Annotated in this window: 17 protein-coding genes and 1 pseudogene; 11 read left to right on the top strand and 7 right to left on the bottom strand. The window is 58.1% G+C overall.

The features are described 5' to 3' along the window. Positions 1-3 precede the first annotated feature (3 nt). Together fahA and hmgA are read right to left on the bottom strand one after the other, a co-directional pair. Positions 4-1,299 carry a fumarylacetoacetase gene (gene fahA, locus POR16_RS15180; protein WP_005890409.1) on the bottom strand — a complete coding sequence of 432 codons (1,296 nt, stop codon included), beginning with the start codon at positions 1,297-1,299 and terminating at the stop codon, positions 4-6. Beyond that, positions 1,299-2,603 carry a homogentisate 1,2-dioxygenase gene (gene hmgA, locus POR16_RS15185; protein WP_005890408.1) on the bottom strand — a complete coding sequence of 435 codons (1,305 nt, stop codon included), beginning with the start codon at positions 2,601-2,603 and terminating at the stop codon, positions 1,299-1,301. The genes fahA and hmgA overlap by 1 nt, the downstream gene beginning before the upstream one ends. A gap of 134 nt (positions 2,604-2,737) precedes the next feature. Here hmgA and POR16_RS15190 point away from each other — a divergent pair, with 134 nt between their 5' ends. Continuing rightward, the gene (locus tag POR16_RS15190; RefSeq protein ID WP_162010134.1) at positions 2,738-3,532 is read left to right on the top strand and encodes an IclR family transcriptional regulator; all 795 of its coding nucleotides are present in this window, start codon (positions 2,738-2,740) and stop codon (positions 3,530-3,532) included. Between the two features lie 120 nt (positions 3,533-3,652). On the opposite strand, the gene hppD is transcribed toward POR16_RS15190, so the two are convergent. Beyond that, complete coding sequence (gene hppD, locus POR16_RS15195) at positions 3,653-4,729, bottom strand: 4-hydroxyphenylpyruvate dioxygenase (RefSeq protein WP_005890404.1); 1,077 nt, start codon at positions 4,727-4,729, stop codon at positions 3,653-3,655. A gap of 481 nt (positions 4,730-5,210) precedes the next feature. On the opposite strand from hppD, the gene glcD reads away from it, so the two are divergent. The 5 genes and pseudogenes from glcD to POR16_RS15220 all read left to right on the top strand — a co-directional run bounded on the left by glcD (position 5,211) and on the right by POR16_RS15220 (position 11,712). Next, complete coding sequence (glcD, locus tag POR16_RS15200; protein ID WP_024689575.1) at positions 5,211-6,710, top strand: glycolate oxidase subunit GlcD; 1,500 nt, start codon at positions 5,211-5,213, stop codon at positions 6,708-6,710. Beyond that, on the top strand, positions 6,710-7,768 hold the full coding sequence (glcE, locus tag POR16_RS15205; protein ID WP_005890398.1) for a glycolate oxidase subunit GlcE: 1,059 nt from the start codon (positions 6,710-6,712) through the stop codon (positions 7,766-7,768). The genes glcD and glcE overlap by 1 nt, the downstream gene beginning before the upstream one ends. Before the next feature lie 3 nt (positions 7,769-7,771). Continuing rightward, positions 7,772-9,004, top strand: coding sequence for a glycolate oxidase subunit GlcF (gene glcF / locus POR16_RS15210; protein ID WP_005890396.1), 1,233 nt, complete (start codon positions 7,772-7,774; stop codon positions 9,002-9,004). Between the two features lie 35 nt (positions 9,005-9,039). Then, the gene (locus POR16_RS15215) at positions 9,040-9,447 is read left to right on the top strand and encodes a heme-binding protein (protein WP_005890394.1); all 408 of its coding nucleotides are present in this window, start codon (positions 9,040-9,042) and stop codon (positions 9,445-9,447) included. A gap of 88 nt (positions 9,448-9,535) precedes the next feature. Then, a pseudogene (locus POR16_RS15220) lies at positions 9,536-11,712 on the top strand (malate synthase G). A gap of 117 nt (positions 11,713-11,829) precedes the next feature. Here POR16_RS15220 and POR16_RS15225 read toward each other — a convergent pair. Next, complete coding sequence (locus POR16_RS15225; protein ID WP_005890391.1) at positions 11,830-12,759, bottom strand: WD40 repeat domain-containing protein; 930 nt, start codon at positions 12,757-12,759, stop codon at positions 11,830-11,832. 390 nt (positions 12,760-13,149) lie between these two features. Further along, the gene (gene gntR / locus POR16_RS15230) at positions 13,150-14,166 is read right to left on the bottom strand and encodes an HTH-type transcriptional regulator GntR (protein ID WP_005890389.1); all 1,017 of its coding nucleotides are present in this window, start codon (positions 14,164-14,166) and stop codon (positions 13,150-13,152) included. Between the two features lie 283 nt (positions 14,167-14,449). On the opposite strand from gntR, the gene POR16_RS15235 reads away from it, so the two are divergent. The 3 genes from POR16_RS15235 to csrA all read left to right on the top strand — a co-directional run bounded on the left by POR16_RS15235 (position 14,450) and on the right by csrA (position 17,113). Then, on the top strand, positions 14,450-14,938 hold the full coding sequence (locus POR16_RS15235; protein ID WP_024671061.1) for a gluconokinase: 489 nt from the start codon (positions 14,450-14,452) through the stop codon (positions 14,936-14,938). Between the two features lie 98 nt (positions 14,939-15,036). After that, positions 15,037-16,389, top strand: a complete 1,353-nt coding sequence (locus POR16_RS15240) for a GntP family permease (RefSeq protein ID WP_005890385.1) — start codon at positions 15,037-15,039, stop codon at positions 16,387-16,389. A gap of 535 nt (positions 16,390-16,924) precedes the next feature. After that, the gene (csrA, locus tag POR16_RS15245) at positions 16,925-17,113 is read left to right on the top strand and encodes a carbon storage regulator CsrA (RefSeq protein ID WP_002554157.1); all 189 of its coding nucleotides are present in this window, start codon (positions 16,925-16,927) and stop codon (positions 17,111-17,113) included. 622 nt (positions 17,114-17,735) lie between these two features. Here the strand turns inward: csrA and POR16_RS15250 are convergent. Both POR16_RS15250 and POR16_RS15255 read right to left on the bottom strand, forming a co-directional pair. Next, on the bottom strand, positions 17,736-18,005 hold the full coding sequence (locus POR16_RS15250; protein WP_005890384.1) for a DUF1652 domain-containing protein: 270 nt from the start codon (positions 18,003-18,005) through the stop codon (positions 17,736-17,738). A 482-nt stretch (positions 18,006-18,487) separates the two neighbouring features. Continuing rightward, positions 18,488-18,970 (bottom strand): GNAT family N-acetyltransferase, encoded by a 483-nt coding sequence (locus POR16_RS15255; protein ID WP_005890383.1) that lies wholly within the window; start codon positions 18,968-18,970, stop codon positions 18,488-18,490. Between the two features lie 370 nt (positions 18,971-19,340). Here POR16_RS15255 and POR16_RS15260 point away from each other — a divergent pair, with 370 nt between their 5' ends. Together POR16_RS15260 and POR16_RS15265 are read left to right on the top strand one after the other, a co-directional pair. Continuing rightward, complete coding sequence (locus POR16_RS15260; protein ID WP_005890382.1) at positions 19,341-20,285, top strand: alpha/beta hydrolase; 945 nt, start codon at positions 19,341-19,343, stop codon at positions 20,283-20,285. A gap of 53 nt (positions 20,286-20,338) precedes the next feature. Next, positions 20,339-20,779, top strand: a complete 441-nt coding sequence (locus POR16_RS15265; protein WP_005890381.1) for a GNAT family acetyltransferase — start codon at positions 20,339-20,341, stop codon at positions 20,777-20,779. The last annotated feature ends 3 nt before the right edge of the window (positions 20,780-20,782 follow it).

Raw genomic sequence — 20,782 nt, forward strand, 5'->3', positions numbered from 1 at the left:
CGCTCACCCCAGCACTGTGCCGCGGCACTCGCCAAAACCGATCGACACCTGCCCTTCTCGATGACAGCGAGCGCGCAGGATCACCTCATCGCCACTTTCCAGAAACTTTCGCTGTTCGCCACCTGGCAACGTGATGACATGTTTGCCCCCTTCAGTCATCTCCAGCAGGCTGCCGAACTGGCCCGCATCAGGCCCGGACAACGTGCCGGTGCCGAACAGGTCACCCGGTTGCAGCTTGCAGCCATTCACGCTGTGGTGCGCAACCATCTGCGCAGCGGTCCAGTACATGTTCAGTGAGTTGCTCAAACCCAGCAGGTGAGGTGCAAGCCCCTGGGTTTTCATCTGTTCGGTAAGCAGCAGGACTTCCAGCTCGATATCCAGCGCGCCACTCTGCTGATCGCTCCTGTCGAGCAGATAAGGCAGCGGCTGCGGATCGCCCTCGGGTCTCGCCGGCTGGGGGCTGCGAAACGGTTCAAGGGCTTCGGCAGTGATCACCCAGGGCGATAGGGTGGTCGCAAAACTCTTGGATAAAAACGGTCCAAGCGGCTGGTATTCCCACGCTTGTATGTCGCGCGCGGACCAATCGTTGAGCAGGCAGAACCCAGCGATATGCTCGGCCGCGCGGTCGATCCCGATGGCCTCGCCCTGCGCATTGCCCGGGCCGATCCATACGCCCATTTCCAGTTCGTAATCCAGCCGTTTGCATGGACCGAACTCAGGCACTTGCTGGCCGGCCATGAGCATCTGGCCGTTGGGCCGTCTGATCGGTGTACCAGAGATACACAAGGTCGACGCCCGACCGTGATAACCGATGGGCACATACTTGTAATTGGGCAACAGCGGGTTGTCTGGACGAAACATCTTCCCCACGTTCAACGCATGATGAATGCCGACGTAGAAATCGCTGTAGTCACCTACCCGGGCGGGCATGCACATCGTGCATTCGTTCATCGGCAGCAACAGGCCGGATGCGGCCTGCAGGTAGGAGCGTTGTGCGCTGTCTTCATCCAGCAACTGCACAAGGGCAGCACGCAAGGCCCGACGCGCTTCAGCACCCAGCGCGAAGAAATCATTGAGCTGATCGCGGCTCGCAACCTCGGCCGCTTCAACCGCCGGCCCTTTGATGAAACCACCCTTTAGCACAGCCTTGAGATCAAGGATCAGATCACCGATGGCTATACCACCTCGCGGCGCGGAGCCGTTATGGCTGAACACGCCCAGCGGCAGATTCTGAAGTGGAAAGTCGCCATGACCGTTGGCCGATGCGACCCAACTGCGGCGACCTGAAGAAATGCTCATTACAACGGCTCCTTGTTGAACGTTCTGGCCATGCCGTTCCAGCAGCCATCGTAATCGGTTTGCAGTTGCGGGCAATCCAGCGCATGACGACTGGGGCGCAGCACCTTGCCGGTCTCAAACATAAAAGCCATGGTGTTTTCTATCTTGTGCGGTTTCAAATCGGCAGCGATGGCTTTTTCTGCCGTAACATTGTCCGGTCCATGAGCGCTCATGCAGTTGTGCAGCGACGAGCCGCCCGGCATGAAACCTTCGGCCTTGGCGTCGTAAGCACCATCGATCAGGCCCATGAACTCGTTCATCAGGTTGCGATGAAACCACGGCGGACGAAAAGTGTTTTCCGCCACCATCCAGCGTGGCGGGAAAATCACAAAATCGATATTGGCCTGCCCTTGAACGAGACCTGGCGAGGTCAGCACGGTAAAAATCGAGGGGTCCGGGTGATCGTAACTGACGGTGCCGATGGTATTGAAGCGCCGCAGATCATACTTGTACGGCACATTGTTGCCGTGCCAGCCGACCACGTCGAACGGCGAGTGCGGCAGTTGCGTCGCCCACAGTTCGCCAAGGAATTTCTGTACCAGTTGTACCGACTCGTTTCGTTCTTCAAACCACGCCACCGGGGTTAAAAAATCACGCGCATTGGCCAACCCGTTGCTGCCAATCGGCCCGAGTTCCGGCAGGCGTAACACGCAACCATGATTCTCGCAGATGTAGCCACGTGCACTGTCGTCGAGCAACTGCACGCTGAATTTCAGGCCTCGCGGCAGCACGGCAACTTCCAGAGGCTCTACGTCCATCACGCCCAGCTCGGTGACGATTCTTAATCTTCCCTGCTGCGGCACAATCAGCCATTCGCCGTCAGCATTGAAAAACGCGCGCTGCATTGAGGTATTGGTGGCATACACGTAAACACTGACCCCTTCGGCCTGATCAGGTATCGACGTGCTGGCCAGTGATATCAGGCCGTCGATGAAGTCTGTGGGTTCCCTGGGGATGTCAAAGGCGTTCCAGCGCAGGCGATTGGGGTTTATCGGCCCCTGCTGCTGACCGAGGATCTGCCGATCGACACGCTGGTAGCGCGGATGGGCTGCCGAGGGCTGGATCCGGTACATCCAGGTACGGCGAGCTTCGGCACGACCGACGGTAAAAGCGGTTCCCGAGAACTGCTCGGCGTACAAACCCAACGGGTGCCTTTGCGGCGAGTTCTGAGCAATCGGTACCGCGCCCGGCAAGGCTTCGCTGCTGAACTGGTTGCCAAAACCTGACTGATAGACCAGTGGATCCGAGCTGCAATGAATAGCCATCTGAGCCTCTTGTTGTTATTCAGTCACACGGCGGTAGGTGGATCGTCAAAAATCGTAAATCGATTACGCTTAACGTAATTTGAGTTTGAAACCCGGTCAAGCTATAAAGCTGCCTTCCCAGACCGGCGCAACGCATATCCATGACCGAAGAAACCGAAAGCCCGACAGGCGGACGTCAGCAAAAGGTTCAGGCTGCTGAAGTGGGCCTAGGCGTACTCAAGGCACTGGCTGAGTTGTCGCCCGCGACGTCGCTGTCCAGGCTTGCCGAGCACCTGGGTATGCCGCCCAGCAAGGTTCATCGTTATTTGCAGGCGCTGATCGCCAGCGGATTTGCCGAGCAGGATGCCGTCAATAATCACTACGGGCTGGGCCGCGAAGCCTTGCAAGTAGGGCTGGTGTCGCTGGGCAAGCTGGATGTGCTGAAGGTGTCGGCCCCCTGGCTGGCCAATCTGCGCGACGAGCTGAACCAGACCTGCTTCCTGGCCGTGTGGGGCAATAAAGGTCCGACCGTGGTGTATGTCGAGCCGTCGCTGGGTGCCGTGACGCTGGTGACGCAGATCGGTTCGGTCCTGCCGCTACTCGGCTCGTCTACCGGGCTGGTATTCGAGAGCTTTTTGCCCCAGAGCGAGACCGCCCTGCTTCGCCATCAGGAAACACCTCATCTGCAGGCCGGTCGTCTGCGCGAGGTCGAGCGTCACCTAAAGCAGATCCGCAGCACCGGCGTGCATCAGGTGCAAGGGATGTTGATGCCGGGCGTCAATGCTGCTTCCTCCCCATTGTTTGCCATGGGCAACAAACTGGTGGGTGTGATTACCGTCGTCGGGCCGGGGTCGCTGCTCAACGACGAGGCGCAGAGCCAGGCGGCTCGACGTCTTTCAGAAACAGCTAACGCAATCAGTGAACGCATGGGTGGCAAGCTGCCAGGCTGAGCCTGCATTACACGCCCCATAACCTTCGCCTCACCATCAAAATCGGACGCAGAGCGTCCAGAAAGGCATGCCCACGCTGGAGCATGGGCACGATAGTTTTACGGACATCTCCAGCAAGGATCAATCCGGTGTCAGCACGCCACGCTGGATCTGATCGCGCTCGATGGATTCGAACAGTGCCTTGAAGTTGCCCTCGCCAAAGCCGTCGTCGCCTTTGCGCTGAATGAACTCGAAGAACACCGGCCCCATCAAGGTGGCAGAGAATATCTGCAACAGCAGTCGGCGTTCGCCGCCCTCGGACGAGCCATCCAGCAATATACCGCGTGACTTGAGTTCGTCTTCCGGCTCGCCATGATCGGGCAAGCGCCCCTGAAGCATCTCGTAGTAGGTGTCTGGCGGCGCGGTCATGAAACGCATGCCGGTGGCTTTCAGCGCGTCCCAGGTCTTGATCAGGTCGTCAGTGAAGAACGCAACATGCTGGATGCCTTCGCCGTTGAACTGCATCAGGAACTCTTCGATCTGCCCTGCGCCTCTCGACGACTCTTCGTTCAGCGGAATACGAATCATGCCGTCCGGCGCGGTCATTGCCTTGGAGGTCAGGCCGGTGTACTCGCCTTTGATATCGAAATATCGCAGTTCGCGGAAATTGAACAGTTTTTCGTAGAAATTCGCCCAGTACGCCATACGACCGCGGTACACGTTATGGGTTAGATGATCGATGAACTTCAGGCCCGCGCCGACCGGGTGACGTTCCACGCCTTCGATGAAGTTGAAATCGATGTCATAGATCGACGTTCCTTCGCCGAAACGGTCGATCAGGTACAGCGGAGCGCCGCCGATGCCCCTGATCGCAGGCAAGCGCAATTCCATGGGACCGGTGGCGATTTCCAGCGGCTGAGCGCCGAGTTCCAGCGCCCGGTTATAGGCCTGCTGGGCGTCCTTGACGCGAAACGCCATGCCGCACACAGAGGGGCCATGCTCTGCCGCAAAGTAGGACGCCAGGCTGTGCGGTTCATTGTTGAGAATCAGGTTGATCGCACCCTGGCGATACAGCGTCACGTCCTTGGAGCGGTGCGTCGCGACCTTGGTGAAGCCCATCATCTGGAACACGGGTTCAAGGCTGTTGGGGGTCGGCGACGCAAATTCGATAAATTCAAAACCCATCAGGCCCATCGGGTTTTCGTAGAGATCAGCCATGACTGGCTCCTTGCAGAAGAGTGAAGGTGAGTAAACGACGCAATCACTGTCCTGCGGGCGGCGCACATGGGATCCCTCGCACACTGCGAGCAAGGAAATCACCAAAAATCAGTTGCAGACCAAGAATCTTCATGAGGGCAGCCTACTCCGGCTTGTCCGATTGCGCATCAGGGTGTGTCTGGTGAAAGGCCCTGGTAGATCGCCTGATTGACGCACGGGTGCTGCCTGTTGTTATTTTCGTAAACACATTACGTGATGCGTAAATTGCGTGATCCACCCTGCCCTGTCAACACAAGCCTCGCCACCCATGAGCTAGGCTCTGTAGAAAAGTCGGCGAGCGACGTCAGGCAGGGCGGAAACAGGCGAGCAACGATCTAACTCGCGTCCAGGCGTGTTTTTAACGCAGCATGGTCGAGAGCGGCCACTTTATGTGCAGAGCCCGGAATGGGCTGACCCGATAAAAACAAAACTGGGGGGCTTGATGAATATTCTCTACGACGAACGCATTGACGGCATGCTGCCGGCTGTCGATAAACATCAACTGTTGCGCGACCTGCGACGCCTGTTGCCCGACCTGGACATCCTGCATCGCGACGAAGAGCTTCGTCCCTATGAATGCGACGGGTTGTCGGCGTATCGCACCACGCCGATGCTGGTAGTACTGCCGCGCCACGTCGAAGAGGTACAGACACTGCTGCGGCTTTGTCATGAGCGCCATGTGCCGGTGGTCACAAGGGGCGCCGGCACCGGGCTTTCAGGTGGCGCACTGCCGCTGGAGAAAGGCGTGCTGCTGGTAATGGCGCGCTTCAGCCAGGTCCTCGAGATCAACCCCGATGCGCGTCTGGCCCGGGTGCAACCCGGTGTGCGCAATCTGGCGATTTCTCAGGCTGCGGCACCGCACGGCCTGTATTACGCACCTGACCCTTCTTCACAAATCGCCTGTTCGATTGGCGGCAACGTGGCAGAAAACGCAGGCGGCGTACATTGCCTCAAATATGGCCTGACCGTACACAATCTGCTCAGCGTCGACATCCTCACTGTCGAAGGCGAGCCCATGACGCTGGGCAGCGACACCCTCGACTCGCCGGGTTTCGATTTGCTTGCGCTGTTCACCGGCTCCGAAGGCATGCTCGGCATCATCACTGAGGTCACGGTCAAACTGCTGCCCAGACCACAGGTGGCGAAGGTGCTGCTCGCCGCGTTCGATTCGGTGGAACACGCCGGGCGTGCGGTGGCCGACATCATCGCTGCCGGCATCATCCCCGGCGGGCTGGAAATGATGGACAACCTGGCGATCCGCGCCGCCGAAGACTTCATTCACGCTGGCTACCCGGTCGATGCCGAAGCCATTCTGCTCTGCGAGCTCGACGGGGTCGAAACCGATGTGCAGGCCGACTGCGAGGCAGTCCGCGTGGTGCTGCAGCGCGCCGGCGCCACACAAGTGCGTCTGGCGCGCGATGAAGCTGAACGGGTGCGCTTCTGGGCCGGGCGCAAGAACGCCTTTCCGGCGGTCGGACGCCTTTCGCCGGATTACTACTGCATGGACGGGACAATCCCGCGCCGTGCACTACCGGGCGTCCTGCGCGGCATCAAAGAGTTGTCCGAGCAGTACGGCCTGCGCGTCGCCAACGTGTTTCATGCCGGCGACGGCAATATGCACCCGCTGATCCTGTTCGATGCCAATCAACCGGGCGAACTGGAACGGGCCGAAACCCTGGGCGGCAAAATTCTGGAACTGTGTGTGGCGGTGGGTGGCAGCATCACCGGAGAACACGGTGTAGGGCGCGAAAAGATCAATCAGATGTGCGCGCAGTTCAACAGCGACGAACTGACCTTCTTCCATGCCATCAAGGCCGCGTTCGACGAGAGCGGCATGCTCAACCCCGGCAAGAACATCCCCACCCTGCAGCGCTGCGCGGAGTTTGGCGCCATGCATATTCACGCCGGGCAATTGCCCTTCCCTGAACTGGAGCGCTTTTGATGAACACGCCAGACAGGGACGCTATTCAAGCACTGCTTGAGCAGGTCAATCAGGCGCTGGAGGACGGCAGACCGCTGTGTATTCAGGGCGGCGGCAGCAAAACGTTTCTCGGTCGCCCGGTGGCTGGTGACGTTCTCGACACCCGTGAACACCGCGGTATCGTCAGCTATGACCCCACAGAACTGGTGATTACCGCCCGCGCCGGGACGCCGCTGAGCGAACTGGTGCAGGTACTGGACGCCACTGGCCAGATGCTGCCGTGCGAGCCTCCGGACTTCGGCACGGCAACCCTTGGCGGCATGGTCGCAACCGGCCTGTCCGGGCCACGCCGACCGTGGAGCGGATCGGTGCGGGATTTCGTACTAGGCACCCGGCTGATCACCGGGCTTGGCAAACACCTGCGCTTCGGCGGAGAAGTCATAAAAAATGTTGCCGGTTATGACGTCTCGCGCCTGATGGCGGGCAGTTTTGGCTGCCTTGGGGTGTTGACCGAAGTGTCGCTGAAAGTGCTGCCCAAGCCGCGTTTGTGCATCAGCATCGCGTTGCAGACAGACAGTGCCAGCACCCTTTCCTGCCTGGCCGAATGGGGACGGCAACCCATGCCAATCAGTGCTGCCAGTCATGATGGTCAGGTGCTGCGTCTGCGCCTCGAGGGGGGTGAAGGCTCGGTGAAAGCCGCGCACGAGCGGCTTGGCGGTGAGGTGATCGATACTGCCTACTGGCAGCAATTGAACGAGCAGCGCCTGCCATTTTTTCAGGATTCGCGCCCGCTATGGCGGGTTTGCGTACCGGCCCACACCGGCGTGCTCGACCTGCCAGGCGAGCAGTTGATTGACTGGGGCGGCGCACAACGCTGGCTGAAATCACACGCGGACAGCGTCGTGATCAGAACGATGGCGGCAGCCGTCGGCGGGCACGCGACATGCTATGGCCCGGCGCGTGTGGACAGCCCTTTTCAGCCCTTGCCCGAGCCTTTGCTGCGCTACCATCGGGCGCTCAAGAACCGGCTCGACCCGCAGGGTATTTTCAACCCTGGCCGACTGTACGCGGAGCTTTGAGGCATGCAGACCACATTGAGTGAACACGCCAGAAAACAGCCCCGCGCCGAAGAAGCCGAGCGCATCCTGCGCAGTTGCGTGCATTGCGGCTTTTGCAATGCCACGTGCCCGACCTATCAGTTGCTGGGTGATGAACTGGACGGTCCGCGCGGCAGAATCTATCTGATCAAACAGGTGCTTGAAGGCCATGAAGTCACCGAGAAGACCCAGCTGCATCTGGACCGCTGCCTGAGCTGTCGCAACTGTGAAACCACATGCCCGTCGGGCGTGGATTACCACAACCTGCTTGATATAGGACGCGCTGCGGTGGATGCCGCCGTGCCCCGGCCACTGGGTCAGCGATTGTTGCGCGAAGGCTTGCGCAGGGTCGTGCCGAACGCCGGGTTGTTCAAGGCGCTGACCGGCCTGGGTACTGCCTTTCGCCCATTGCTGCCAGACCACCTGAGAAACAAATTGCCCGCAACGATCCTGCGCTCAGGTGCGCGTCCGGCACCACGCCATGCGCGGCGCATGCTGATGCTTGAAGGTTGCGTACAGCCGGGACTTTCACCGAACACCAACGCCGCAACATCAAGGGTGCTGGACCGTCTGGGCATCAGCATCAACCCGATCAGCAAGGCTGGATGCTGTGGCGCGGTGGATTACCACCTGAATGCGCAGGATGCGGGCCTGGAGCGAGCGCGGCGCAACATAGATGCCTGGTGGCCAGCCCTCGAAGGTGGTGCTGAGGCCATCATCCAGACTGCAAGCGGCTGCGGTGCCTTCGTCAAGGATTACGCACATCTATTGCGCGACGACCCGCTATATGCAGACAAGGCCGCCCTGATCAGCGCACGCACCCGGGACCTGGTCGAAGTCCTGCGCGATGAGCCACTGGAGAACCTCGGCATCAATACCGACACCCGGCTGGCGTTTCATTGCCCTTGTACCTTGCAGCATGCACAAAAACTCGGTGGCGAGGTGGAGCGTGTCCTGCTGCGCCTGGGTTTCAACCTGACCAGTGTGCCGGACGGCCACTTGTGCTGTGGTTCGGCGGGCACCTACTCCCTGACTCAAACCGCGCTGGCCCGCCAACTACGCGACAACCGCATGAGTGCGCTGGAAAGCGGCAAGCCACAGGTTATCGCCACTGCCAACATCGGCTGCCAGGCGCACTTGGCGAGTGCTGAGCGGACGCCAGTGCGGCACTGGATTGAACTGGTCGATGAAGCGCTGGGCACTCTTGAATCCCGTTGAACTCATATTGAATAACCACTGCTCTGGAGAACCCCATGAAAATCAAAGCTGTTCTGACCCAGACCGAAGTCAGCCTGATGCTCGGTGCCGCACGCGATGAAGCGCAGGCCAATGGCTGGGCGGTGGCCATCGCGGTTGTCGATGATGGCGGCCATTTGCTAGCGTTCGAGCGACTGGACGATGCCTCGCCCATCAGCAGCTATATCTCGATTGAAAAAGCCCGGACCTCGGCCCTCGGCAAACGCGAATCCAAGGGCTACGAAGACATGGTCAACGGCGGTCGTAGCGCATTCCTCAGCGCCCCGCTGCTGACTTCTCTGGAAGGCGGTGTGCCCGTCATTGTCGATGGTCAGGTGATCGGTGCGCTGGGCGTTTCCGGTGTCAAAGCCGATCAGGACGCACAGATCGCCAAGGCAGGCATTGCCGCATTGAATGCCGACTGAGCGATCATCATTCTGGTGCCCTGAGCCCGCTCATCAGGGGTGCCCGTAACAAAAAATCACAGCGCAACTTTTATGTGGAGCCCATCCGATGACCGATTTCGTCAAATGCCAACGGCTCAAAGTGGCTGTCAATCTCCAGCGCTTTGTCGATGAAGAAGTGCTGCCAGGCACCGGCCTGGAGCCGGAAACATTCTGGAAAGGCTTTGACGTACTGGTACACGAACTTGCACCGCGCAACCGCGAACTGCTCACCGAACGCGAACGCCTGCAGGCCGAGCTGGACAAATGGCACAAGAAACATCCCGGCCCGATCAGCGACATGCCCGCCTACCGGGATTTTCTGCATTCGATTGGCTACCTCCAGCCGGAACCTGAGCGGGTTACCGCCAGCACCGCCAATGTCGACCTGGAAATCAGCGAGCAAGCCGGTCCGCAACTGGTGGTGCCTGCCAGCAACGCGCGCTATGCGTTGAATGCTGCCAATGCCCGTTGGGGTTCTTTGTACGACGCCCTGTACGGCACCGATGTAATTTCCAGCGCCAACGGGGCCGACATCCGCGCAGGTTACAACCCGTTACGCGGCAACAAGGTAATCGCCTTCGCCCGCGAACTGCTCGATAGCAGCGCACCGCTGGTCAACGGCAGCCACAGCGATGCTCGAAGCTACCGTATCGAGGACGGCGAACTGCGCATCGCCCTGGCGGATGGCTCACACACCCTCCTGCAGCACTCGGAAAAGTATGTCGGTTTCAGGGGCGAGCCCGATCAACCGGAAGCAATTCTGCTCAAGAACCACGGTTTGCATATCGAAATCCAGTTCGACCCGCAGCACCCGGTGGGCAGCACCGATGCGGCCGGTATCAAGGACCTGCTGCTGGAATCTGCTCTGTCGACCATCATCGACTGCGAAGACTCGGTTGCTGCCGTGGACGCCGAAGACAAGGTGACGGTCTATCGCAACTGGCTTGGCCTGATGAAAGGTGATCTTACCGAGACGCTGGACAAGGGCGGCAAGGCAATCATCCGCAGTCTCAACCCGGATCGCACCTACATGGCTGCTAGCGGAGGCGAGCTCACGTTGCGCGGGCGCTCGCTGATGTTCATTCGCAATGTCGGCCATTTGATGAGCAACCCGGCAATTGTCGATGAGGACGAGCAGGAGATCCCCGAAGGCATTCTCGATGGGGTCATCACCAGTCTGATGGCTTGCATGATCTGAATCGTCGAGGCAACTCCAGGGCTGGCAGCATTTATATCGTCAAGCCGAAAATGCACGGCGCAGCCGAGGTGGCTTTCGCCGATCAGTTGTTCAGCCGTATCGAAGACATACTGCAACTGCCGCGCAATACCCTGAAGATGGGCATCATGGACGAAGAGCGACGCACCAGCGTCAACCTGAAGGCCTGCATCGGTGCGGCATCGGCAAGGGTAGCGTTCATCAATACCGGGTTTCTTGACCGGACCGGCGATGAGATCCACAGCGCCATGAGGGCCGGACCGGTGCTGCGCAAGGGCGAGATGAAAAATTCTCCGTGGATCAAGGCTTACGAACGCAACAATGTACAGGTCGGTCTGGCGTGCGGCCTGCGCGGGAGAGCACAGATCGGCAAGGGTATGTGGGCAATGCCTGATCGCATGGCCGACATGCTGGAGCAGAAAATCGCTCATCCCCGATCTGGCGCCACGACCGCGTGGGTACCCTCGCCCACCGCAGCCACCTTGCACGCATTGCACTACCATCAGGTCGACGTCGGGCAGATTCAAAAAGAACTCGAGCAGCAGGCGCTGGCGGACATCAGTGTCTCGTTGCTCGACGACTTGCTGACCATACCGGTAGTGGACAAGCCGGAATGGACGCGGGAGCAGATTCTCGAAGAACTGGAGAACAATGCCCAGGGTTTGCTGGGCTACGTCGTACGCTGGGTCGAGCAAGGCATCGGCTGTTCCAAGGTGCCCGACATTCACAATGTGGGCCTGATGGAAGACCGCGCAACGTTGCGTATCTCCAGTCAGCACATGGCCAACTGGCTTTTGCATGACATCGTAGATCAGCAAGACGTTAACAACGTGCTGGAGCGTATGGCCAAGGTGGTCGACAAGCAGAATGCAGGAGACTCCCACTACCGGCCCATGGCCAGGGACTTCAAGAACTCTGCCGCATTCAAGGCCGCCTGCGCGCTGGTGTTCAGAGGGCCGGAGCAGCCCTCCGGCTACACCGAACCATTGCTGCATGAGGCCAGGCTAGCGTTCAAGAACCAGGACTGACCTGCCGTTTCGCTCATGCGCCTGCACCGGGCATGAGCGAATGGCCCTCTTTCTGCAGGCATGCAGGACGTCAGACACGCCAGGCTCGGGCCGAAAGCAGCCTTTGATGTGCAGCGCCTAGAGCCTGTAGATCGAAATCCAGCTCATGTCCGGGTGCGAGGAATAAATGTAATTGCCATTACGGTTCAACACGGCGCCCCCCACGGAAGGAAAGTACGCAATACAGGTGGCGATGCCTTTCACCGTGTCGATCCGGTAAACGTCATAGTTGCACGTGTAGATCGCGTAGACGTATCGATCGTCGGGCGTTACGCCGATTATTCTTACCGGATAACCCTGGCTGCCGACCCTCTCTCGATAAAAGGTTTTGTTGGTCGCTGCATCGACGATATAGACCTCATCGATTCCGCCCACATACAGCCAAGCGCCATCGGCACTGAACGCCATTGATCGCGGATCGGAAAAGCCGGTAATTTCGTGCTGCTGGTAATCAACCCTGCTTATTGCCAGAACGTCGGTAGGCGCAGTCCGGTCCACCAGCATCGTTGCGTAAAAGCGGTCATTCAAAGGGCTGATTCCCAGCGCCAGCGATGCATTGGTCAAGGCCCCAAGATCGAATTCGTTTTCGACCGTATAGTTTTCGGTCTCGATCAGACGGATCAGCCCGCCCAGCGCATTCTGAAAGGACAGGCAGATGAACCGGCCATCCGCGCTGCAAAGCACTCGATTGGCGTTGGCTGCGGGAAGTATCCGGATCACTTCGCGCAGGCGGGTATCGACCACATAGCACCTCTTCTGGCCGATGGTGTAGAGCCGTTTGCCGTCGGGGCTCAGGCTGATGGCGCCGGCGCCCGCTCGTTTGATACTGCCGACCACGCTTGCAGTGGCGATATCGACCACGCTGACTTCGCGTCCACTCTCATGCGCGACGTAAAGAGTGGTTTCATCGGGGCTGAGCGCGAGTTCTGCGGGTACGAACCCCAGAGGAATGATGCCGGTCAACCAGGCGATGTCCAGAGGCTCTCCTGAACTGACCGGATCGACCATATGAGTCAAAGCTCTAACATGTTGAGATGCCTTTTTTTGCATTTCCATCACCAGTCAATGGGCCTTGTTAGACCGCCAGAACGGGGAATAGATAAGAAGATATATCCCCGTCATCCAACGATGCGGCCAAGACACCGATGCCGCTCCGATCCAGAACATGGAGTCATTGAATACTCAACCCGAGGGGATGGGTACTGTCAGAAGTGACAGTCGAAACATGTCACAACCTTCCAGATGAGACTGAAAAAAGCATGCGGGACATAGCGGTCGGGCAGTCCAGGACGACAGCAGGAAGCCGTTGCAGCGGAGCTACCACTGGTCAGACAAGGCTTGAGGGATGACCGCTGAAGGTAACCGGAAGAAATGCTTGTACAGTGCCGGCGAGACAACTCAGGAGCTTTCTCGCACTACCAGCTCGAAGCCCAGATCCACCTGTGGAGCCTGCGCAACGCCATCGAGCAGGCCCAGCAGCAACTGAGCGGCGCGCTGCCCCACTTCCTGCCTTGGCGTGCGTATGGAGGTCAGGCGCGGAACCATATGAGCAGAACCGGGCAAATCGTTGAACCCCACCAGCGCTACCCGTTCAGGGATCGCCACCCCCAGACGCAATGCCTCCAGTGCTGCGCCCTGAGCCAGGTCGTCGTTGCAGAAGAAAACCCCGTCGACATCGGGGTGCTCATCGAGCAGACGAGCGAACAGCTCACCGCCCAGGCCGATTGACGAAGACTGACGTGTCGAGACCTGCAGATCGGGATCGAATAACCCAGCCTCCTCCAGCACCTGACGAAACCCTGCCCCACGTTGCAACACGCGAGGGTCGAGCTGGGCCGCCATATAAGCCAGACGTTTACGACCGCGCCCCAGCAGATGGCGAGCCGCTTCGGCACCCGCCTGCTGCTGGGAGAAGCCTACGCAATAGGCGCCAAGCCGGGTATCCAGCTCCATCATGTGGACGCAGGGCACGCCGCTGGTTTCCAGCATCTGACGCGAAGCCGGCGTGTGGTCAAAGCCGGTCAACAGAACCCCTCTGGGACGATGGACCAGATGGCTGCGCAGCAGCGTTTCCTCTTCTGCAGGCGAGTAGTGATAGTTGCCGATCACCACATCCAGGCCACGCACGCGCAACACATTTTGAATGGCTTCCAGGGTTTCGATGAACAACTGGTTGGACAGCGACGGCACCAGCACCACGACAGTCTGGCTGCAGGATGACGCCAGTGCCCTCGCCGCAGAATTGGCGACGTAGCCCAGGCTTTGCGCCGCTGCACGCACTTTTTCGACCAGCTGCGGGGCAACCGTGGAAACGCCCCGCAGAGCGCGGGACGCGGTGATCGGAGAAACGGCAGCCAGCCGCGCCACCTCATCGAGGGTCGGACGACCGGTAGAGCGGGAACCAATGCGGGTCATGCGTTGCCAACTAACATAAGGGTTGCCAAATATGACGTATGCCCAATAAGGTAGCGCTGTCTCATGGAACGTGACAATGCTTTATCGCTGGTTTCACATTCGGGCTCCCCTTTCAGGTGGCCCCGGAGAACAGCCTCCGATGCTCAATGATGAACTCAAAACAACGAAAAGAACTGGAACAGCCCAGGCTGAGCCTGATGTCCATCGGACAAAGACAGCGCTGTCTCCAGACGAGGTGCCTACTGTGACAACTGCGAATACTGCTATTTCCGCCCTTGTGGTGATGGGTGTGTCGGGCTGCGGAAAAAGCGCCGTCGGTGCCGAGATCGCACTCAACAGCGGCGGTCGCCTGATCGAAGGCGATGCGTTCCATCCTCAGGCAAACATCGACAAGATGAGCGCCGGAACCCCACTAAATGATGAAGACCGCGCCGGCTGGCTGACCCGCCTGGGTGAAGAAATGGCTGCGGCGCTCGCCAACGGCGAACACCCGGTCCTGACTTGCTCTGCCCTCAAGCTCATCTATCGTCAGCGTCTGCGTGACGCGGTGCCGGGCCTTGGGTTTGTCTTCCTTCAGCTGAGCAAGGAACTGGCGACCGAACGTTGCTCGCACCGTCCCGGTCATTTCATGCCTGCCAGCCTGGTAGACAGTCAGTTCGCAACCCTGGAGTCCCCTGAAGGCGAGCCGCTGACGCTGGTCGTGGATGCTTCCCTGCCCATCGATGTGATTGGCACCCAAGCTGCCGCATGGTGGAAAGGCTCCCACGCCTGATAAAGGCGTGAATGCAAAAGACAGCGCTGTCTTGAGCACACACGATAGAACGACGGCGCTCTTTGCAGTGGCCTAAAACAATAACAGGAGAAACACCCATGTTCGGTATGACCCATGAGACGTTCTTGCTCGTCGATGCGTTGGTAACCATCGTCGGTCTTGTACTGTTGATCACCACATTGAAGGTACACCCCTTCGTCGCGTTGACCCTGGCAGCGGGCTTTCTTGGCCTGACATCAGGAATGCCGGTGGAAAAAGTCATGAAATCGTTCCAGGACGGCTTCGGCGGCGTGCTGGGATTCGTTGGCATCATCCTTGGTCTGGGCACCATGCTCGGCAAACTGATGGCCGACTCGGGGGGCGCTGATCAGATTGCGCAGACCTTGATCCGCACCTTCGGTAAGCAGAAAGTGCATTGGGCAATGATGTTTTCCGCGTTTCTGGTGGGCATCCCGTTGTTCTTCGAGATCGGTTTTGTTCTGCTGATTCCGCTGGTGTTCATCGTTGCACGTCGCACCGGCGTGCCCATCGTCAAGATCGGCATCCCGCTGCTCGCAGGCCTTTCAGCGGTACACGGCCTGGTGCCACCGCACCCGGGTCCGTTGCTGGCAATCGGCATTTTCGGCGCTGATATCGGCAAGACCATTTTTTACGGACTGATCGTTGCGCTGCCGACGGCAATCATCGCTGGCCCGATCTTCGGCAACTGGATTTCCAAAAGCATCCCTGGCACCCCGTCAAAGGAACTGATGGACCAGATCGCCAAGGAGTCGAGCACCGAGAACCTGCCAGGCTTCGGCATTACATTGGTGACCATCCTGCTGCCGGTTTTCCTGATGCTGCTCAAGACCTTTGCCGACGTGGTGTTGCCAGAAAACAACATGTTCCGCATCTGGATGGACCTGATCGGTCACCCGATCACCGCACTGCTGGCGGCACTGTTGCTGGCCTTCTACACCTTTGGTGCAGCGCGCGGCTTTGATCGCAGCAAAATCATGAAGCTGCTGGACCAGAGCCTGGCTCCGGTGGCCGCAATCGTCCTGATCGTCGGTGCGGGCGGTGGTTTCAAGCAGATGCTGGTCGCCAGCGGCGTGGGTGACGTGATCGGCCACATGGCGGTACAGGCACAGATCAACCCGATCATGCTGGCGTGGCTGGTAGCGGCGGTGATTCGTATCGCAACCGGGTCGGCCACCGTGGCGACCATTACCGGTGCAGGGATTGTCGCTCCGGTGGTTGGCCTGATTCCTGGTGTCAATCGCGAGTTGCTGGTGCTGGCCACCGGCGCTGGCTCGTTGATCCTGTCGCACGTCAATGACGCCGGTTTCTGGCTGGTCAAGCAATATTTCAACATGACCGTGGCTGAAACCTTCAAGACCTGGACGGTGATGGAAACCATCCTCTCGGTGGTCGGCCTGATTTTCATCATGCTGCTGTCTATGGCCGTTTAACGCCACAGGCATACTCTGCCTTCGCGGACACCCAGAACCGCGAAGGCTGGCATCCTCAGCCCCTCCTCCTTCCTGCATTAGCGCACATCCCGGCGCATAAACACGACCTACAGCCAGTTGCCGCCCCTCGCAGTCAGCTTCTTCCTACACCCCGCCCACCACTTTCATTTTAAAATTTCAGAAAGCACGGGCAATCTTTCCTGGTCCCGCCTACGCTTACACTCATCTGAAGATGGTCTCGCCTGCCATTGCCGGGCGAGGCAACGGCGACCTCGATGCGCGCTGCTGTAACGTTACTTTTTATGTGGCGCCAGTAAATACGGGCATTTTCACGTCAAAACGGGCAGAATTGGCGCACTCGTCGTATCGGGGATGCAAATCTCGATGACAAGAAAATGAACCGAGGGAATTAAATTCACCACTGCGACGTCATACAGACGGATGCATCTGGATGCACTCGGCAACAATTACCACGCAAAGGCAAACGCCAGCCTCTTGAGAGAGGCGTTTTCAAGAGGCCATCAAGGAAAAGATTATGTTGATACTCACTCGCAAAGTAGGCGAAAGCATAAACATCGGTGACGAGATCACCGTGACGATTCTTGGCGTTCAAGGGCTTCAAGTCCGGCTGGGCATCAATGCACCTAAAAACGTTTCAGTGCATCGTGAAGAAATCTACAAACGCATACAGGCAGAGCTGGCTCCAAATCAGGATCCACAATAATCACACACGCTCCCCCTATTCGATGCTGACCTGCTGATTTTTCAGGCAGACCAGCCATACGGCGTCTCAGGACGCCGTTTTTTATGCCTGTCTTTCAGAGCGCTTCTCCTCCCTCAACGATTCAGCCCAAACTATTACTGCGCTCAGGCATTGCCCAGCGAACACGAGTCATTACCTGAATGATGTAGCGTTACCAGGCCTGAAATAACACAGCTCAATAAACGCTAACAGCAGCAAACTTTTGAAGTTCCGTCATTTTAAAAGATAACCGATCAGTGTGATCACCCTGTGACGCTTTAAATGCAACTCAGGAAAATACATCACGACCCGAATTAAAAGCGTGACAATTTGTATCCAGAAAAGAAGGTGAGTTAGAGGCAGCGAAAACGGGAAAACAGTTCACCTGTACGCCACAAGCTGATGATTTGAGTAGCGTTGTTTATTCGCCGACAGGAGGGAGGCAACGGGAGGAAGAGTCTTCGGGGCATTGACCGCAGTTTGCCAGGCAATGAGTCACCGACGTAAAGAAATCAGCAGAGACACCATAGGGTGTTGCAAACATATGAAAAGGCCCTGGTCTCAATGACCCAGGGCCTTTCAGGCGCCTCGCAGCAAGAACAGGTCAGGCAAAGCTGGACTGGGCATGCGGCAGCGCTGTGGCGGTGGCTGCGGCGCGCTCGGTGCGTAGCTTCGCAACCAGGCCGGATATATCGCGACTGGTCTTTATAGCGTTCATGGATATGCCTGTTTTGTGAAACACGCGCCCGGAGGCCAAGTCTTCTATTTTCACGGTCATTTGATTACTGGCGATTGTGCAGGTGCAGCGCAACGGCAGAAACGCAACTTCAACGATGTTTCTGAGTTCTAACTCAGATAATCCACTGGTGATCATCTCTTTATCTCCTTATGGGTGTAAGCATGTCCCGACAGTGACAAAATCTCGGCAATTTTTATGGTTGGTAGAACATTTGAAAACGGCACGTGCCGGCCCGCCAATTATCCGTCGTCACTTACCTGATGCTTTCGATATTTATACGCTTCAAACGCCCCTGCAATCAACGCCTGCGCAAAAAATTAAACCGCGCGTTTAACACTGCTGAATACCGGGGTTGTTAGAAAAAACGATTCATCGTCAGGGTTTTCAGGGCAAAAACTTATGACCCGGATCAATAAATCCAAAACCGGCTTATCTAAAGAAAGCACAGACTGACGAACGGTATATGAATGAGCCATTTTCCAGCGAAAAGTTTGTTGGTTTTAGAACGGGATAATGGCGTTACCGGCGGTGGGGGAGAACCCCCTTAAAGACTGACTGCGAAACCGGAAGCGCACGGGCCGAGCAGGGGTCGGCCGTGCCGGGTTCTGGTCAGGCGATTACTGCTCGGAACCGGAAAGACGAAGATGGAGAAGAGCGACCCGGGCGCCCTGCTTGTCCCGCTTCTCTTCAATGGAGTACGGACGGAATCCCATCCGCGGATAGAACAGCAGACCCGGTACGTTGTGGTTATAGCAGGACGCGATCAGTTCCTTGGCTTCATGCTTGTCGAAGGCGATCCCCATCATGCTGGTGATCATGAAGCGCCCTACCCCTTTCGAACGGGCCTTCGGCGCGATGATGACGTTACCGAGCGAGCAGCGACCGCGAAATTCACACTGAGAGAAATTGGCAAAACCGACCACCTCGCCATCCATCTCGATGACGGTCGAATCATGACGTGTTGCCAAGGCGTCGCTGAGCTGTGAAGGTGTCAGCGGATAGGTTGCTCTGGGGAACATGTAGAACAGTTCGTCGGCGTTCTGCGGCATTTCGCAGATAATCGGGATATCTTTTTCTTCCAAGGGACGGTGAAGGAACATTAGGCGATAACCTCTCGAAGAAATTGAAGAAAGCGCGATTGACGCGGTGAGCAAATCGGCGATCAGGGCGGGCAAGCGGCAGAAACATAGCGCCCGCGCGGCTACAGCATAATCCCGGGCTGTCATAAAGAGCTACCTCAATAACCAATCGTGCCAACCGGCACCGCCTTCGCACACTGGCCGCAACCTGTTGAAGCGTAGGGTTTTGTGCGAGCAGACTTTAAGAGCAAGTGCCTGATAAAGGTCCAGGTTTGCAGGGTTCATCAGCCTTACCGTGCAATATGCTGTAACCGACATTTGCTGGTACGCCTTTTAACCAAAGCGCATAACCTGCATTTTTCGCAACTCGTTGACGGGGAACACTGCACTCATGGCGATTTCACCTCTGGCGTGCTTCAAGGCTCGTCCGGTCAGATGGCTGCTGATGCTCGCCATTATTCTCGGGCTGCCGGTTGGCTGCGCAGTACTCGAGCACAAGGAAAGAGAGCTGGTGTTCCGCATCGAACCCGGCACGGCCAGCTGGTACAGCGGGCTGCCCGACGAGGTTCAAGAGATCGAATTGCGCACGCCTGCCTTCGGCACGTCGCAAAACATTCATGCGTGGTGGTGGCCTGCGCCAGACAAGAACGCCCCGGCTGTGTTGTACCTGCATGGCTCAAGATGGAACCTGACCGGGCAATTGTTTCGCATCCGCCAGCTCAGCGCACAAGGCTTCTCGGTTCTGGCTATCGATTACCGTGGCTTTGGTCAGAGTGTCGGCCAGTTACCATCCGAGAGGTCCGTTTACGAGGACGCACGCATCGCTTGGGAACGCCTCAAGCAATTGCAGCCCGACCCGTCCCGAAGGTTGATCTACGGACACTCGTTGGGGGGCGCGGTCGGGGTGGACCTGGCGGCAGAACTGGGCACAGATGCAGAAAAGAACAACAGTCCGGCTGCGGCTCGGGGGTTGATCATCGAATCGACCTTCACCAACCTGGCCGATGTGGCCACCGCGCTTGCCAACACGTCATTGCCCGTGCGCTGGCTGCTGTCGCAAAAATTCGACTCGCTGGACAAGATCGCAGACATTCACATGCCGGTACTGATCGTCCATGGCACCAACGACCAGTACGTGCCCTCCCGCTTCAGCGAAGAGTTGTTCGACGCGGCGAAACAACCGAAACAACTGCTGCTGGTGCCCGGCGGCACGCACAACAACAGCATGCAACTGGGGCAACCGGCTTACAGCCAGGCGATACAGAGGCTGCTCAAGACCCCAGCATCGCTGCCTCAAGCCGCCCGACAGGGCCGCCAGCCAAGAGACGCCGGTTAGACAACCTGCGAGGCGCAACAGTATGCTCGCGTACCCGACTCAAGGACTGCGCAATGACCTCAATTGTCGAGTATTCCGACCTGCATCACCGCCTCGCTGTCATCCAGCTCTGGAAAACAGTTTTCAATGACGAAGCACCGCAAAACCGCCCTGATCTTTCAATCGACAAGAAGCTTGCGGTGGACGACCGGCTGTTTTTCGTCGCAACTCTGAACGATCAGGTGATCGGAACCATTCTTGCTGGCTACGACGGTCATCGGGGTTGGCTGTACGCAGTCGCAGTTGATCCACAACATCGCGGCAACAGGCTGGGGTCTGCACTGGTAAGGCACGCCGAACAGGCATTGACCGATCTTGGCTGTGTAAAAATCAATCTGCAGATTCACACATTCAACGAACGTGTGCAGGCATTTTACAAGACACTGGGCTACACCTCGGAACCCATCATCAGCATGGGCAAGCGGCTTGATGCCAACATCATGCCTCGATCATGAGCA

This window comes from Pseudomonas coronafaciens pv. oryzae str. 1_6, assembly GCF_000156995.2.
GTDB classification, from domain to species: Bacteria; Pseudomonadota; Gammaproteobacteria; order Pseudomonadales; family Pseudomonadaceae; genus Aquipseudomonas; species Aquipseudomonas tremae.

Bases quoted from the DNA above. Each gene is read 5' to 3' on its own strand.
- POR16_RS15250 (WP_005890384.1), bottom strand. From the start codon at position 18,005: ATGATCACCAGTGGATTATCTGAGTTAGAACTCAGAAACATCGTTGAA.
- POR16_RS15225 (WP_005890391.1), bottom strand. From the start codon at position 12,759: ATGGTCGATCCGGTCAGTTCAGGAGAGCCTCTGGACATCGCCTGGTTG.
- glcF (WP_005890396.1), top strand. From the start codon at position 7,772: ATGCAGACCACATTGAGTGAACACGCCAGAAAACAGCCCCGCGCCGAA.
- gntR (WP_005890389.1), bottom strand. From the start codon at position 14,166: ATGACCCGCATTGGTTCCCGCTCTACCGGTCGTCCGACCCTCGATGAG.
- POR16_RS15215 (WP_005890394.1), top strand. From the start codon at position 9,040: ATGAAAATCAAAGCTGTTCTGACCCAGACCGAAGTCAGCCTGATGCTC.
- fahA (WP_005890409.1), bottom strand. From the start codon at position 1,299: ATGAGCATTTCTTCAGGTCGCCGCAGTTGGGTCGCATCGGCCAACGGT.
- POR16_RS15265 (WP_005890381.1), top strand. From the start codon at position 20,339: ATGACCTCAATTGTCGAGTATTCCGACCTGCATCACCGCCTCGCTGTC.
- csrA (WP_002554157.1), top strand. From the start codon at position 16,925: ATGTTGATACTCACTCGCAAAGTAGGCGAAAGCATAAACATCGGTGAC.
- glcE (WP_005890398.1), top strand. From the start codon at position 6,710: ATGAACACGCCAGACAGGGACGCTATTCAAGCACTGCTTGAGCAGGTC.
- glcD (WP_024689575.1), top strand. From the start codon at position 5,211: ATGAATATTCTCTACGACGAACGCATTGACGGCATGCTGCCGGCTGTC.
- POR16_RS15255 (WP_005890383.1), bottom strand. From the start codon at position 18,970: ATGTTCCTTCACCGTCCCTTGGAAGAAAAAGATATCCCGATTATCTGC.
- hmgA (WP_005890408.1), bottom strand. From the start codon at position 2,603: ATGGCTATTCATTGCAGCTCGGATCCACTGGTCTATCAGTCAGGTTTT.
- POR16_RS15260 (WP_005890382.1), top strand. From the start codon at position 19,341: ATGGCGATTTCACCTCTGGCGTGCTTCAAGGCTCGTCCGGTCAGATGG.
- POR16_RS15235 (WP_024671061.1), top strand. From the start codon at position 14,450: ATGGGTGTGTCGGGCTGCGGAAAAAGCGCCGTCGGTGCCGAGATCGCA.
- POR16_RS15240 (WP_005890385.1), top strand. From the start codon at position 15,037: ATGTTCGGTATGACCCATGAGACGTTCTTGCTCGTCGATGCGTTGGTA.
- hppD (WP_005890404.1), bottom strand. From the start codon at position 4,729: ATGGCTGATCTCTACGAAAACCCGATGGGCCTGATGGGTTTTGAATTT.